This is a genomic window from Acinetobacter sp. CIP 51.11, from assembly GCF_000369665.1.
Lineage (GTDB): Bacteria > Pseudomonadota > Gammaproteobacteria > Pseudomonadales > Moraxellaceae > Acinetobacter > Acinetobacter lwoffii_S.
The window spans coordinates 717,260-732,664 of the sequence record NZ_KB850128.1 but is presented as its reverse complement, the minus strand read 5'-3'; the positions used below and the strand labels follow the sequence as shown (position 1 = coordinate 732,664).

General features: G+C 43.5%; 13 protein-coding genes and 1 riboswitch. Of the genes, 9 read left to right on the top strand and 4 right to left on the bottom strand.

All coding sequences use genetic code 11. The annotated features are described in order from the left end of the window. Positions 1-80: 80 nt before the first annotated feature. Entirely contained in the window at positions 81-1,325 is a 1,245-nt protein-coding gene (trpB, locus tag F894_RS03685; protein WP_005246026.1) for a tryptophan synthase subunit beta, read from the bottom strand. Beyond that, positions 1,306-1,950, bottom strand: a complete 645-nt coding sequence (locus F894_RS03680) for a phosphoribosylanthranilate isomerase (protein ID WP_005103301.1) — start codon at positions 1,948-1,950, stop codon at positions 1,306-1,308. Before F894_RS03680 ends, trpB begins: the two co-directional genes overlap by 20 nt. Positions 1,951-2,095: 145 nt before the next feature. After that, positions 2,096-2,307, top strand: a riboswitch (cobalamin riboswitch). Between the two features lie 37 nt (positions 2,308-2,344). Here F894_RS03680 and F894_RS03675 point away from each other — a divergent pair. The 7 genes from F894_RS03675 (at position 2,345) to F894_RS03645 (ending at position 9,972) form a co-directional block, all read left to right on the top strand. Further along, positions 2,345-4,180: a TonB-dependent receptor plug domain-containing protein gene (locus tag F894_RS03675; protein ID WP_005246025.1), complete on the top strand. Its 1,836-nt coding sequence runs from the start codon at positions 2,345-2,347 to the stop codon at positions 4,178-4,180. A gap of 102 nt (positions 4,181-4,282) precedes the next feature. Then, entirely contained in the window at positions 4,283-4,867 is a 585-nt protein-coding gene (locus F894_RS03670; RefSeq protein WP_005246023.1) for a cob(I)yrinic acid a,c-diamide adenosyltransferase, read from the top strand. Positions 4,868-5,009: 142 nt separating this feature from the next. Further along, the gene (locus tag F894_RS03665; RefSeq protein ID WP_005107833.1) at positions 5,010-5,723 is read left to right on the top strand and encodes a glycerophosphodiester phosphodiesterase; all 714 of its coding nucleotides are present in this window, start codon (positions 5,010-5,012) and stop codon (positions 5,721-5,723) included. A gap of 440 nt (positions 5,724-6,163) precedes the next feature. After that, the gene (locus tag F894_RS03660) at positions 6,164-7,330 is read left to right on the top strand and encodes an acyl-CoA desaturase (RefSeq protein WP_005246022.1); all 1,167 of its coding nucleotides are present in this window, start codon (positions 6,164-6,166) and stop codon (positions 7,328-7,330) included. A gap of 132 nt (positions 7,331-7,462) precedes the next feature. After that, positions 7,463-8,908 (top strand): protein adenylyltransferase SelO, encoded by a 1,446-nt coding sequence (locus tag F894_RS03655; protein WP_005246020.1) that lies wholly within the window; start codon positions 7,463-7,465, stop codon positions 8,906-8,908. Positions 8,909-8,984: 76 nt separating this feature from the next. Beyond that, on the top strand, positions 8,985-9,353 hold the full coding sequence (locus F894_RS03650; RefSeq protein WP_005246018.1) for an MmcQ/YjbR family DNA-binding protein: 369 nt from the start codon (positions 8,985-8,987) through the stop codon (positions 9,351-9,353). Positions 9,354-9,417: 64 nt separating this feature from the next. Next, positions 9,418-9,972, top strand: coding sequence for a GNAT family N-acetyltransferase (locus F894_RS03645; RefSeq protein ID WP_005246017.1), 555 nt, complete (start codon positions 9,418-9,420; stop codon positions 9,970-9,972). 203 nt (positions 9,973-10,175) lie between these two features. Here the strand turns inward: F894_RS03645 and F894_RS03640 are convergent, their stop codons facing one another. Beyond that, positions 10,176-10,862: a response regulator gene (locus F894_RS03640; RefSeq protein WP_004278304.1), complete on the bottom strand. Its 687-nt coding sequence runs from the start codon at positions 10,860-10,862 to the stop codon at positions 10,176-10,178. A gap of 13 nt (positions 10,863-10,875) precedes the next feature. After that, on the bottom strand, positions 10,876-12,528 hold the full coding sequence (gene baeS, locus F894_RS03635) for a sensor histidine kinase efflux regulator BaeS (RefSeq protein ID WP_005246016.1): 1,653 nt from the start codon (positions 12,526-12,528) through the stop codon (positions 10,876-10,878). Between the two features lie 135 nt (positions 12,529-12,663). Between baeS and F894_RS03630 the strand changes: the two genes are divergently transcribed. Both F894_RS03630 and F894_RS03625 read left to right on the top strand, forming a co-directional pair. Then, positions 12,664-13,257 (top strand): hypothetical protein, encoded by a 594-nt coding sequence (locus F894_RS03630; protein WP_005246015.1) that lies wholly within the window; start codon positions 12,664-12,666, stop codon positions 13,255-13,257. A gap of 301 nt (positions 13,258-13,558) precedes the next feature. Then, a complete protein-coding gene (locus tag F894_RS03625; RefSeq protein WP_005246014.1) occupies positions 13,559-15,361 on the top strand; it encodes an acyl-CoA dehydrogenase C-terminal domain-containing protein in 1,803 nt (600 codons plus the stop codon). Positions 15,362-15,405: the final 44 nt, after the last annotated feature.

Sequence of the window (15,405 nt, the reverse complement as noted above, 5' to 3'; positions counted from 1 at the left end):
TAGCACGATTTTTTAACTTATCCTTTTGTGAGATTTAACCTCATCCAACCCTCTCCTATAAGGAGAGGACTTTAAGGAGCTTACATCTCTACCATTTCCACGCCATCAATACGGGCAACGGTCATCAAATCTTTATCACCACGACCTGAAACCGTCGCAATAATAATTTGATCTTTATCCATGGTCGGTGCAAGTTTAGTGACATAAGCCATAGCATGTGCGCTTTCTAACGCCGGAATAATGCCTTCAATCTTGGTCAAGTCGCGGAAACCCTGTAAAGCTTCCTGGTCATTGATCGGTACGTATTTCACGCGATCCATATCTTTCAGGAAACTATGTTCCGGACCTACACCCGGATAATCCAGACCTGCAGAAATTGAATGGGTTTCGATGATCTGACCTTGCGCATCCGACATCAGATAAGTACGGTTACCATGCAGAACACCGACATGACCGGCATTCAATGGCGCAGAATGTTTACCTGATTCAATCCCATGACCTGCTGCTTCAACGCCGTACATTTTCACATCTTGGTCATTCAGGAATGGATAGAACAAGCCCATTGCATTAGATCCACCACCGACACATGCTACCAGGGCATCTGGTAAACGGCCAGTCTGTTCCAGAATCTGACGGCGTGCTTCACGACCAATGATCGACTGGAAATCACGAACCAGTTGCGGATATGGATGTGGGCCTGCCACAGTACCAATCACGTAATAAGTTGAATCAACATTGGTCACCCAATCACGCATGGCTTCATTCATGGCATCTTTTAAGGTTTTAGAGCCACTTTCTACCGGCACAACCGTCGCGCCTAATAAACGCATACGGTAGACGTTCATCGCCTGACGCTTTACATCATCTGCGCCCATGAATACTACGCATTCAAGACCTAAACGTGCTGCAATCGTTGCCGTTGCTACACCGTGCTGGCCTGCCCCTGTTTCGGCAATAATACGTTTCTTGCCAGAAAGTTTCGCCAGTAAGGCCTGACCAATTGTATTATTTACTTTGTGCGAACCGGTATGGTTCAGATCTTCACGTTTCAGGTAAATCTGTGCGCCACCCAACTCTTTCGACCATCGTTCAGCATGATATAAAGGACTCGGACGACCGACGTAAAACGCCATGTCACGGTCAAATTCTGCCAAAAACTGCACATCATCTTTCATACGGAAATAGAGCTTTTCCAAGTCTTCTAAAGCCGCCATGAGTGTTTCTGACACAAAACGTCCGCCATGAATACCGAAATGCCCGCGTTCATCCGGGAATTGGGTATAGTCAACTGCCTGACTGTTCTGGCTAGTACTTTGCTGATCCACGATGGACTCCTTGCATAAAGCGTTCTATGAGTTGTTGGTCTTTAATACCTTTTGCGGACTCGACACCGCCACTCACATCCACGGCATAAGCCTGTGTGGTGAGAATTGCCTGTTCGATATTGTCAGGATTTAAACCGCCTGCCAAGATCAAGGGAATATTGAGTTTGGGAAATGTGTCCCAATCGAAGCTGTGCCCTGTGCCACCTTTCAGATCAGGATGCCATGCATCTAATAGCACTGCGCTTGCGCCTGCATCTTGATAACCTTGAATTTCTGCGACTGCATCCAGATCAGGTTTTACCTGAATGGCTTTATACCAACGGCGTCCGACCTGCTGGGCGATAGCCTGACACTGTTCAGGTGTTTCATCGCCATGAAATTGTAAAATATCCAGCGGTATTTTATTTAAAATCGCCTGGATTTCATCTGCGTGACTATTCACAAATAAACCCACCGCCTGTACATAAGCTGGAACCGACTGAATCAGGATTTCAGCCTGCTCTAAAGTGACATGCCGCGGACTCGGTGGATAAAATACAAATCCTATCGCGTCACAACCAGCATTGGCTACGGCATGTACATCTTCAACTCGGGTGATTCCACAAATTTTGGCACGGGTTCGCATATTATGTTGGCTCTAGATCTACCAATGTATTGAACAATCTGTAAGATTGGGGCAAATCATTGTAATGCAATTTTTCTGACTTGCGTAAAAGTTCATCCGGATTATTCTCGATGCAGATTGTTTATAAGGCATACAAACTTTATACTGCGCTCACTTTGCAGCAAGTCCAAGCCTTCAGGCTTTAGGGAAGCTGGTGTAAATCCAGCACTGCCCCCGCAACGGTAAAAAATGAAACGTCTATCAATTTAAACTCTTCGGTTTACACCACTGCATCTTGATGTGGGAAGGTGGATATACAGCAAAGTCGCTGCTTTGCACATTTAAGTCCGGAAACCTGCTTGTTGTGTTCTATAACTCAATCATTCACGGGGAAGTGAATGTAGGGAGCTTTAACATGTCACTTCATTGTCAACCTACTGCCTTGGTAGGTGCGATCGCACTTGCGTTGGGTACCACCTCATCTGTTTTTGCTAACGAGCAAAAAGTTGCGAAAGCATCTTTAGATACCATTGTGGTCACGGCAACTCGCTCTGCAGAAAACATTGAAAATGTACCAGCGCGTATTTCGATTATTGAACCTGTAATTCTTGAGCAATCACCTCTTAAAGCACTACCAGATTTACTCAAAACAGACCCAAGTATTAATGTCGTGCAATCGGGTGGTTATGGCCAGCAAACTTCTATTTTTTTACGCGGTACCAATTCCAATCAAGTTTTAGTACTACGTGATGGTGTTCGTTTAAATACAGCCACCACAGGTGCAGCGTCTATTCCTTTTTTAGACACCACTGATCTTAAACAGATTGAAGTATTAAAAGGCCCTGCGTCTGTGCTTTATGGTACAGACGCAATTGGTGGTGTAGTGCAGTTTGTAACAAAAACGCCTGAAAAAACGAGTGCCTTTGTAACAGGTGAAATTGGTGAGAATCAAACCTACAAATCAATTATTGGGGCTGACTTGGCAGAAAATGGGGTGTATGCGCAGATTCGCGGTCAAGTTTTAGAAACTGACGGCACACCTGTATTCAATATCAATGACAACCGTGACTACAGTTATGATCAAAAAGGCTATAGTGCAAAATTCGGTATTGAAAAAGAGCGTTATGCAACATCACTCGATTACAGTCAAAATTCAGGAAATGTCCAATACAGTAATTGGGGTGCATTTTCCAGCCAAGATTTTGAAAATAAAATTGTAAACTTAAAAGGTCGTATTAACCCAACACAAGCCACTGAAATTAATGCACGTCTATCTCAGTTTAAAGATGACTTAGATCAGGTCACATCAAGCAGCTTTGTACATAGCACCACGCAAGAAGCAGAAATCTATGGCAAATGGAATTTCACAGCAGCACAAAATGTTTTACTGGGCATTACCCAGCGTAATACCGATGCAAAAACCCAGGCTATTGATGAAGATATTAATTCAACAGGCTACTATATTCAGCATCAGTATCAGACAAATAACTTAAGCACTCAGATGGGTGTGCGTGTCGAAGATAACGAAAAATTTGGCTCACATACCGTTGCACAAGGTGGTATCCGTTATCAACTGCTCCCTAATACCAGCATTTATACCAATATTGGTTCAGCATTTAAGGCACCGACTTTAAATGATATGTATGCTTTTGGCGGCAATGATCAACTGAAGCCTGAAGAAAGCATTTCGTATGAAATGGGGATAGATCAAAAACTTCCATTAAATATTTTAGTAGGTGCTTCCGCTTTCTATACGGAAGTCGATAATTTAATTAATTCGGAATGTATTATTGATTGTGGAGAAGAGTGGCTTCCAACTACTGTTTACCAAAACCAAAACATTGATGAAGCCAAGATGACTGGCGGCGAATTGACGGCACAATGGGCAAAAGATCAGTTCTTTATTAATGCCGGTTACACTTATGTCAAAACTGAAGATACGAAACAGAATTCAGAGCTATTACGTCGCCCTCGTCAGTCATTCACTGTATCGACAGGTCTACAAAATGCCGATTACGGTTTAAGTGCTGCACTGGTAGCAAAATCGAAAGCGAAGGACTTTAGTCGTGATATTCCAGGTTATGCACGTGTTGACTTAAATGCATATTGGAATATTAATCCAACAGTTAAACTGTTTACTAACATTGAAAATGTCGGTGATGTGAAATACAAAACTGTGCATAGCGCTGGCGACCAGTACTATGTGAACGGTGGCCGTCTCGCTTCTGCAGGCATCACCTTTAAATACTAAGCTCTAAACAGCAAAAAACTTTAAAACAGCGCAGTTTATGGATAATGTTATGACCGACATTATCCTTTTTTATTATCTTCATTAAAAATTCAAGGAACACATATGGGCCACCGTTTAAGTAAAATTTACACGCGCACAGGCGATTCAGGCACTACCGGACTCGGTGATGGCTCACGTGTTGCCAAAGATGATTTACGTATTGATGCACTCGGCGATGTCGACGAACTGAATGCCGTGATTGGCGTATTACGCGCACAAATTTCAGCAAGCACTATTAAAGATCAAGCCGCTTGGGATAAATCTTTAAGCCTGATTCAGCACTGGCTATTTGATCTGGGCGGCGAAGTCTGCATTCCGGGTTTTAATCTGGTGCAACCGGTATCGATTGAGTTTTTGGAAAATGATATCGACCGAATGAATGCGGCCTTACCAATGCTCAAAGACTTTATTTTGCCTACCGGAACGCTGGTGTGTAGCTTTGCCCATCAGGCCCGCGCTGTTTGCCGTCGTGCAGAACGCAGCGTCATGTCGGTACATCACCGTGACCAAAATATTCAGGCAGCGTCACTGCAACTACTTAATCGTTTATCGGACTGGTTGTTTGTCGCATCACGTACCTTGCAACGCGCTGAGGGCGGTTCCGAAGTGCTGTGGCAAAAAAATATCAATGACAGCATCGAAAAGTAAAATTATGTTTCAAGTTAGCATCTAAAAATACACGTCAGATGTCTCTTGATTTTACAGAGCATCTGACGAAAATAGAAAGTGTCATTCTTCTGTCACGTAGCCCTCGCAAAATGAACTTAACTTTCCCACTCATGAGCATCTTATGCGCATAATTGGTCATCGTGGTGCACGTGGCGAAGCCCCTGAAAATACCTTGGGCGGTTTTCAATATATTCAGGAGATTGGCATTCGCGCCGTTGAGTTTGATGTCCGTCAGCTCAAAGACAATGCCTTAATCATCATGCATGATGACGACTTTGTGCGTACCACCGGTTTGCAGAAGCATCTATACGAGTGTAACCGTCAAGATCTTACCCAATATAATCACGCAATGGCCTGGTCAGAATGGAATAAAATCGAAGCGACCCCACTGCTCGATCAAACCTTAAATGTCATTCGAAATTTCGAGCATATTGAAGTCGAAATTAAAAGCGTAGCATCTGAAGCAGCAGCTGAAAAAATCGCGTTTGAAGTCGAACAGCAGTTACAAGGCTATGAGCAGGCAGCTATTATTACCAGCTTTGATGCCAAAATTCTGGATGCTTTCAAACAGCAAAACTCACGTTTAAAACGCGGTTTATTGATTGAAACCGATGTCAAACATCAGGCCATTGATCAGGCGCTGGAACTTGGATGCTGTCATATTGGCTGGATGGATGAACTGGCCAGTAAAGACCTGATTCAGGCCACTCAGGCTGCCGAGTTGAATATCAGTGTCTGGACGGTCAATGATGTGACCCGAGCTAAACAGCTGCGAGACTGGGGCATTCAGGGGCTGATTACCGATTATCCAAAATTGATGCTACAACAACTCTAGATAATCTCTCTTAGCCTTGATTGATCTCGGTATTTCTTGACCCAGTTCATGTCGATAATACAATAAGGAAAGCGTGAATCTTCCTTAATCAGATTTTATTTGAAAGTGAAATTAAGTTGTCCAACCTCTATATTCTGCAAATTTACTGATAATATTGTAGAAACTATGAACAACTATTTTCCTCTGATTCATTCGGTTTCAATTTTCTGAAAGAGTGATAATCCTCATTCACTTAGTCGGAAATCAGAGCCTGTCTACGCTCGCAAAATGGTCACTTCTGCCCTACTTATTCTGTTACTGACAAGTACAATACAACCGTACAATAATGCTAGTGATGCCTTAGGGCACATGCTAATATGGAAAAGATAGGCTGCTGTTAAAACCAACAGTAGTTTCTGCTTTTTGTTATACCTTCCGAGGTTCTAGGAGTGCTGTTGGAGATGAATGCTCCCTTACCCAAAGCCCCCATCAACTGGATTGCTGTGTTTGCATTGGTATTTTTACCGATTGTAGCCCTGATCGCGATTCCGTTGTATGCGTATCACCATGATTTTAGCGCTGCCGCTTGGATCAGTATGTTTGTTTTACTGGGCGTAAGCAGCCTCGGCATTACAGCAGGATACCATCGCCTGTGGGCACATCGTGCTTATGAAGCCACTTTACCATTGAAAATCATCTTGATGATTATGGGTACATTTGCTGTACAGAATAGTATTTTATTCTGGGCATCTGGTCACCGTACCCATCACCGTCATGTCGATGATGTTGATCAAGATCCGTACTCGATCAATAGAGGTTTCTGGTATGCACATATTGGCTGGATGTTACGTGATTATCCATCAGGTGCAGCCAACTATAAAAATGCGCCAGATCTGTTAAAAGACAAAGTAGTGATGTTTCAGGACAAATACTACGTTCCTTTAGTGATTGCTGTTCATGCCGCGATTTTATTGCCAATTGGCTGGGCAGTCGGCGATGTCTGGGGCGTATTGCTGTTGGGTGGATTAATGCGTTTAATCCTGAGCCATCATGTAACCTTCTTCATTAACTCACTTTGCCACATGTGGGGAAATCGTCCTTATACCGACGAAAATACTGCACGTGACAACTTCGTACTCGCGGTTGCAACTTGGGGTGAGGGTTATCATAACTATCACCACATTTTCCAATACGATTACCGTAACGGCGTAAAATGGTGGCAATACGATCCAACTAAATGGTTGATCTGGACTTGTTCTAAACTTGGTTTAGCTAAAAACTTGCGCCGCATTCCTAGCTTTAATATCAAAAAAGCGGAATTGGCAATGAAGTTTAAATATGCTGAACAGGATCTTGCGGTATATGGCCATGATGTTTCTGAAGATATCTCGGCGGTAAAAACCAAGATCGCACAGGAATATGATGCATTTACCCAAACTTTAAATGACTGGGCGAAGCTGAAAGAACAGGAAATTCAGGTCAAGAAAGCATCGATGGCTGAAAAAATCCATCAGATGGATGACAAGCTGAAAGTTGAATTCCAGCTGGTTGAACAGCGTCTTTCTCATCATCGTCAAACCTTGAATCTACTGGTTCGTAATTTGAAAAAATCTGCAGTTTCTCAATAAAAGCTGTTGAACACTAAAGCCCCGATTGGGGCTTTTTTTATGTCCGAAAGATAACGTGAACTCTCGCTTATACAACAGTTTTATACAGCTATCTTTGTTATAGTAAATTTATTCCAATCCTGTACTGATGCCATGTATTTTAACTCTCGCTATCAAACACTGCCCGCCCGCCTCTATCACCATCAAGTTCCGCTGCCGTTAAAAGGTGCGAAAGCCGGACATTTTAATGCAGCTTTAGCAGAGCAATTGCAATGGTCGGATGAAGACAAGGCGCAATGGGTCGAGATTTGTAGTGGTCAGAAAGTTTTTACTGAATTTGAACCCTTGGCTATGGTCTATGCAGGTCATCAGTTTGGACAATGGGCAGGACAGTTGGGAGATGGTCGCGGGTTGTTGATTGCGCAAATTCTGGATAAAAATAATCAGACCATTGACCTGCATTTAAAAGGTGCTGGTGCAACCCCTTATTCACGCATGGGCGATGGTCGTGCAGTACTGCGTTCAGTCATTCGTGAGTATCTGGCAGGTCATGCCTTAAATGCTTTAGGTGTAGCATCCAGTAATGCAGTTGGTTTTACTTCATCAATCCAAGGTATTCAGCGTGAGAAGCTAGAGCCGGGCGCGATGATGTTGCGTACTTCAGACTGTCATATCCGTTTCGGCCATTTTGAATGGATCAATCAGTATCAGCCAGATCTACTAGCTGAATTTACCCAGAAATGTATCGAATGGCATTATCCAGAATGCCTGCAAGCCGAACAGCCGATTCTGAGCTTTGCCACAAAAGTTATTCAGCGCACTGCGGTGATGATTGCCAAATGGCAACTGGTTGGTTTTGCACATGGCGTGATGAATACTGACAACCTGAATATTACCGGTTCAACTTTGGACTTTGGTCCTTATGGCTTTATGGAGCGCTTCCGTCCGAACTGGATCAATAACCACTCGGATTATCAAGGGCGTTATACCTATCAGCAGCAGCCAAGTATCGGACATTGGAATTTGTGGCAATGGTTAAACAATCTGGTGCCGCTCTGCCCTACAGATTATGACAAAGAACAATGGAAACAGGATTTAGCAGCGTGTCTGGAGCACTATGAGCCAACATTTTTAGAGCATTATAAACATGGTTTAAACCAGAAAATGGGCTTGCCAAGTTTCCATAAAGACAGTTTTGACTGCGCAATGGCCTTTCTGCGCATTTTACAGAGTGAACAACTGGACTACACCCAAAGTTTTATCCGTCTGCAAAATAAAGACTATGAAGCCCTTAAAGATGATTGTCTGGATCGTCGTCAGTTTGAAGCATTTTTGACGCAATATGAAAGCATTCGAGAACAACAGGATATTGAAGAGTTAGACGCCGCCATGCACTTGATCAATCCACATTATATTATACGTAATCATATGGCACAGAAAGCCATTGAACTGGCAGAGCGGGATGATTTTTCTGAAGTAGGTCGTCTGTTTAAATTACTCAGTCAGCCTTATCTAAAACAGCCAGATTTGGAACAGCCTGAAGATTTAGCACCATTACCAAGTGATGTGCCTGAAGTCATGGTGAGTTGTTCGTCTTAATTTATTCACATCCAAAATAAAAACTGTGGATAATTTAAGCATTATCCACAGTTTTATGATGAGCTATCCATAACTTATGACCCTACACATTGTTGCTTCATCGACTGCATTAAAACTGCCGGAAGTCACTGTCACTCAGCCTTTTGGTGAAGGTTGTGATGTATTTAAAGTCATGGATAAAGTCTTTATGCTGACTTTTCATTTGCAAGGAAAAGCTGCGATTAATTTAAAAGTCGAGCCTGAGCATGGTGCAATGCTGCGGGATATTTATCCTTATATTCATACGGGCTGGCATATGAATAAACAGCATTGGATTTCAGTTTACGAGAGTAAAGATCTGGATGAATCTTTGATTAAAGATTTGGTACTGAATTCTTATGAGCTGGTTGTGGCAAAATTAAAGAAAGTAGATCAGCAAAGAATTAAATTACTCAGGAACATTTAAGCTGTACTAGAATAAGCTGATCATATATTTTTAAACTAAGGCTAGAATTTCAAATTAAATAACTATGAAAACTCGCAAAGTATTAGCTTCGCCTATAAAAACTGATCGTCTAAATTTACGTAAATTTCAGACTGGGGATGAAAACTCTCTCTTTACTGAATATTTCGGAGACTGGGAAGCGAGCAAATATCTCCAGAGAATGCCACATAAAAATATAAGTCAGACAAAAAACATGTTGGAAAATTGGTGTGGGGTAAACTGGGAAGACCCAGATGAAAATTTTGCCTGGATTGTCAGCGACCAGAAAACTGATTTGGCTCTGGGAATTGTATTGTTTTTTAATAAAGAGAATTGTGGGGAAATCCACTTTGGACTAGGAAAAAAATTTCAAGGACAAGGGTTTATGCAAGAGTCACTAAAAGCTGTAATTACCTATTTAAAAAATAATAGCACTCTTGAAAGAATTGAGACTTTCTGTGATGTAGAACATAGCAGATCAAAAAACGCCCTGATGAAATCAGGTTTCACCCAAACAGGCATTTTAAAAAATTGGGCAAGATTTCCTTTAATCGGTGAGGATACTAGAGACTGCCTTCATTATTATATTGAAATAAATTAAAATATTGATAGCCAACAGTTTTTCGCCCTCGATCAGAATAAATTCTTAACCATCCAAACCATAGGTTTCAGAACCCTCTAAAATGATCCAGGAGGCATTATACAAGTGTACTGTTCTTTTCATAAAATCAAAAAAAATAATGCTTTATAAAGAAAGCGAATAAGTTCTCACCTATTCGCTTCTCTTAAACATTAAAAACTTAATCAGTCTTCAGGATATTCAAAACGGTAACCGACCCCATACACCGCCTGAATCCACTCATGACGGTTGCCGGTTTCAGCCGCATCTGAAATCTTACGGCGCAAATTCTTGATATGACTGTCAATGACACGGTCAGCCACATCAAAACTGTCCGGATTAATATGATCCAGCAATTGCGCACGTGAATATACCTGTCCGACATGTTCTAGGAATAACTCCAGCAAACGGAATTCAGTTGGCGTTAAATTCAAGGCTTTTTGCTGGTACCAGATGCGCTGTTGTGATTTGTCCATGCGGAATAAATCATTGCTTTCCGGTTCTGATTTACGGTCCAGACGACGTAACACAGCCTGTACACGCGCGACTAGTTCCTTCGGGCTAAACGGTTTACAGAGATAATCATCAGCACCCATATTCAGACCCAATACCCGGTCAATTTCTTCAGTACGCGCGGTCACCATAATAATCGGTAAATCCGACTGTTCACGGACTTTACGGCAAATGGTCAGGCCATCCATACGTGGTACCATCAAGTCCAGAATCATCAGGCTCGGTTTACGTTGGGTAAAACTGTTATATGCTTCCTGCCCATCATGAAACATACTGACCTCAAAACCAGCAGCTTCCAGATAGTCTCGCACCAACTGTGCAAGTTCGATTTCATCTTCAACCAGCATGACATGTTTCATCAATCTATTCCCTTCATGGTTTCATTTGTTTAGGAAAGCTCAGCTTGCATCGTAAACCACCCAGTGGTGAATGTGCAAAGCTTAAGCTGCCGCCCAGCGCCTGCGTAATTTTACATGATAATGCCAAACCCAGTCCGGTTCCGCCAGTCGCCCGGGTACGCGAATCATCGACACGGTAGAAACGCTCACCAATACGCGCCAGTTGTTCATCAGTCAGACCAAACGGACTATCATCGACATATAAGGTCCATTCTTTATCATCTTGCGTAGTGTGAATATGCACCTGCCCGCCTGCTTCAGTATAGCGAATACTGTTACTCAGCAAGTTCGCCACAATCTGTTTAAAACGATCTAGATCCAGATTTAAATCAGTTCCTTCGCCATCTGCAGTAACCACTAATTCAGCCTGTTCAAAGTTCGGCTGGAAGTTAATGAGTTCCTGCTGCACAACCTCCCACGGATTCACCGTCGAGAAATAGAATTGCAATTGCTGGGCATCGACCTGTGCCAATGCGGCCAGATCTTGGGTCAGTTTTTTCAGACTGTTCACCTGAGCCAGCATGGAAGCAAAATGTTCAGGCGTTGGTTTACGGATTCCGTCCTGCATCGCTTCAATCTGTGCCTGTAAGACTGCTAGTGGCGTTTTTAACTCATGTGAGGTATCTGCCACCCACTGACGGCGTGAGGTTTCATGCTGATCCAGAATCACCGCCAATGCATTTAATTCATTGGATAAATCACCTAATTCATCATTCCGGTTCACTTTAACCTGATATTGATAATTTCCCTGAGTCAAGGCACGTGTGCCATTGAGCAGCCGTTGAATCGGCTTTTTGAAATAAGTCGCCAATAACAGGGACGCAATCAGACTCGCCAAAATACTGAGTGCATAAACCAGAAATAAATAACGCTTCTGGTTACTAAAGAAATTGATACTTAAGGCATCATCCTGATCCAGAACCGGTTTTAAGCCCAAATAGCCGACAATCTGGTTATTCACCATAATTGGGCGATAAGAGACCTGCTCATCCGAAGCCTCACCGACCACAAAACGACGCTTGGCATCATACAGAGAAAGACGTGAACTGAGACCAAGACGATCCGGCATCTGGATAAACTGTTTCTTGCCGGTCGGCTGCTGTGCTGGCTGTTCCCCATTCTTGCGATCAGCCCTAAACAGATTCTGATTGGAGCTGAGCGGGAATTTCAAGCCTTCAAAGGGCTGAAACTGTGAAGGCAAATTAGATGCCAGCACACGTAATTCTTCTTCATTGACCTGACGTTGTGGCAGCGCCGGATCTACCATACTGGGTGCGACCTGAGCCAGAGTCTGTTCCTGAAAATAACGCTGCTGCAAGGCAATATCATACTGACGGCGTAACCACCAGCGTGACAAACGGTCATAATCATCCGGTGCGGCTTCACCTTCCATCTGGAGGATCTGTGCCTGAATCGCATTGCCCCAGTCCTGATAGACTGCATAGACATCTGCCAGATTTTCAATCACATAATCCAGCTTCTGCATTTCGACATCAGCGACATAACGGGCGAAATTACGCTGCATATTCAGATGCAATACACCTAGACTTACCGTGGTAATGACCAGCGTGGTCAACAGCACGGTCAAAAATAGACGTAATGCAATGGGAATGCGGCGAATGTTCAAAATAGAAATCTCAATTTTTCTTCTATATTCATTATTGTAGCGAACACCGCAGCAAAAAACTCTTCATTGTTTCTTCATCTTTATTGTTTAATCTTTATCTGACATAGAATCAGCTTCTTGACGGGGATAAATACAATGCAAACCATGACAAAAATAGCTTTAATCAGTGCAAGTGTTTTATCAATGGGTGCGTTGACTGCCTGTCAATCCACCAGTAATGTGCCAAGCAATGATCATCCCCACATGATGAAACATCATGAAGGCAAAAAACAGCATCTAACTCCCGAACAGCGTGAACAGTTTAAGGCAAAGCGTGCAGAACGCATGCAGTTTGCCAAACAGCTTCAACAGGCCTGCGACAATAAAGCTGTGGGCTCGGCTGTTCAAATCAAGACTGGCGATAAAACCATAGACGGCACCTGCAAGATGGTCTTTAAAGCAGATCATAAAGAGATGAAAAGCCATCGCGACATGAAAGCTGAGCATCGTCCAATGCGTGCTGATATGCGTAGAGGCATGATGCACGGTGAAGTCTTGACGGATGCCAAACGTGCAGAATTGACTAAACAGTTTGATCAGCGCCTCGCTCAACATCAGGCACATCAACGAGCCATGCTGCAAGCCTGTCAAGGCAAAAAAGACGGGACTGCTGCACAGATCAAGATGAGCGAACAAACTATCAATGGCAAATGTCATGTCCGTTTCCAGCCCACAGCCTCTACCTATTAATGCATAGGAATCAAGGCTTCACGACTAGCACCTTCGGGTGCTTTTTTATTGCGTGCTCTTTCATGCATACAGTTGACTATTCGTTTCCTGCAGAATATGGCTAAAGTCTTTATACTCAAGACCTTTAATGCGTCATGCAGATTAATCTTTGACTTTACAGTCACCAAGAAAACACCCCGAAAAGCTTGTACCGCAGGGGAAGTTGTTGCACGATTAGATCATTCCAAACCGTGTCAGTGAAGACAGGTTTTAGTTCATCTAAGATTATAACGCTGGTTCAACCAGTATTGAGGAAACCGATATGCCACAATACAAAGCGCCTTTACGTGATATGCAATTTGTGTTGCATGAATTATTAAATGCTGAACAACACTATGCAAATCTCCCTGCATTCCAAGAAAACGTAAGCCGTGAGCTGGTAGATCAGTACTTAGAAGCTGCGGCCGACTTCTGTGAAAACGAATTGTCTCCGATCAACCAGACCGGTGACCGTGAAGGCTGTACCTGGAATGACGGCGTTGTCACAACTCCGACTGGCTTTAAAGAAGCGTACCAAAAATACATCGAGCTTGGCTTCCCTTCTCTTTCTGCTGAAGAGCAATATGGCGGTCAAGGCTTACCGAACTCTTTAGGTATCACGATTTCTGAAATGGTCGGTACTGCGAACTGGGCATGGGGCATGTACCCTGGCCTGTCTCACGGTGCAGTTCGTACTTTAGAACACCATGGTTCAGCTGAACAAAAAGACGCTTACCTGCCTAAACTGGTTTCAGGTGAGTGGACGGGTACCATGTGCTTAACTGAATCCCATGCTGGTTCTGACCTGGGTATTATCCGTACCAAAGCTGAACCACAAGCGGACGGTAGCTATGCAATCTCTGGCGAGAAAATCTTTATCTCTGCTGGTGAACACGACATGGCTGAAAATATCATCCATATCGTACTTGCTCGCCTGCCTGGTGCCCCGAAAGGTACTAAAGGTATCTCATTATTCATCGTACCGAAATTCAACCTGAATGCTGACGGTTCAATGGGCGAGCGTAACGGTGTACGTTGTGGTTCGATCGAACACAAAATGGGTATTCACGGTAACGCGACTTGTGTCATCAACTTTGACAATGCTAAAGGCTTCCTGATTGGACCTGAAAACCGCGGCCTGAACTGCATGTTCACGTTCATGAACACAGCACGTATCGGTACAGCAGTTCAAGGTCTTGCAGCATCTGAAGGTTCATTCCAAGGCGCGCTTGCATATGCAAAAGACCGTCTGGCAATGCGTTCTCTTTCTGGTCCTAAAGCACCTGAAAAAGAAGCAGATCCAATCATTGTGCATCCTGCGGTACGTAACATGCTTTTAACTCAAAAAGCATATGCAGAAGGTGGTCGTGCACTGGTTTACCTGTTAGCACAATATGCTGACGTAGTTGAACATGCTGCAGAAGAAGCAGACCGTAAATTTGCAGACAACATCCTGTCATTGCTGACACCAATCGCAAAAGCGTTCCTGACTGAAACTGGTTCTGAAGCTGCGAAACACGGTGTACAGGTATTTGGTGGTCACGGCTTTATTTCTGAGCACGGTATGGAGCAGATCGTACGTGATACACGTATCGCCTGCTTGTACGAAGGTACCACTGAAATTCAGGCACTAGACTTGTTAGGCCGTAAAGTATTGGGTACGCAAGGTGCAATGTTGAAAGACTTCACCAAGATCATCCATAAATTTGCTGAAGCGCACAAAGACAATGCTGCAATGAAAGAATTCGTTGAACCATTGGCTACCTTGAACAAAGAATGGGGCGACCTGACCATGCAAATTGGTATGCGCGCGATGCAAAACCCTGAAGAAGTCGGTGCAGCTGCAGTCGATTACCTCTACTTCTCTGGTTATGTCACTCTAGCTTACCTATGGGCACGTATGGCATTGGTTGCTCAGGAGCAACTGGCTGCTGGCACCACTGAGGTTGATTTTTACAATGCCAAAGTGACGACAGCACGCTTCTACTTCAAGAAAATCCTGCCACGCGTTCGTTCACACGTTGAAGTGATTGCGACAGGTGTAGAGCCATTGATGAACCTGGATGCGGAACACTTTGCATTCTAAGTTAGTCTCAGACTAGCTACCTCTCAGAAAAAGGACGGTCAATC

Coding starts and splice junctions, on each gene's coding strand:
- F894_RS03680 (WP_005103301.1), bottom strand. CDS start 1,950: ATGCGAACCCGTGCCAAAATTTGTGGAATCACCCGAGTTGAAGATGTA.
- F894_RS03675 (WP_005246025.1), top strand. CDS start 2,345: ATGTCACTTCATTGTCAACCTACTGCCTTGGTAGGTGCGATCGCACTT.
- F894_RS03670 (WP_005246023.1), top strand. CDS start 4,283: ATGGGCCACCGTTTAAGTAAAATTTACACGCGCACAGGCGATTCAGGC.
- F894_RS03665 (WP_005107833.1), top strand. CDS start 5,010: ATGCGCATAATTGGTCATCGTGGTGCACGTGGCGAAGCCCCTGAAAAT.
- F894_RS03660 (WP_005246022.1), top strand. CDS start 6,164: ATGAATGCTCCCTTACCCAAAGCCCCCATCAACTGGATTGCTGTGTTT.
- F894_RS03655 (WP_005246020.1), top strand. CDS start 7,463: ATGTATTTTAACTCTCGCTATCAAACACTGCCCGCCCGCCTCTATCAC.
- F894_RS03650 (WP_005246018.1), top strand. CDS start 8,985: ATGACCCTACACATTGTTGCTTCATCGACTGCATTAAAACTGCCGGAA.
- F894_RS03645 (WP_005246017.1), top strand. CDS start 9,418: ATGAAAACTCGCAAAGTATTAGCTTCGCCTATAAAAACTGATCGTCTA.
- F894_RS03640 (WP_004278304.1), bottom strand. CDS start 10,862: ATGAAACATGTCATGCTGGTTGAAGATGAAATCGAACTTGCACAGTTG.
- F894_RS03630 (WP_005246015.1), top strand. CDS start 12,664: ATGCAAACCATGACAAAAATAGCTTTAATCAGTGCAAGTGTTTTATCA.
- F894_RS03625 (WP_005246014.1), top strand. CDS start 13,559: ATGCCACAATACAAAGCGCCTTTACGTGATATGCAATTTGTGTTGCAT.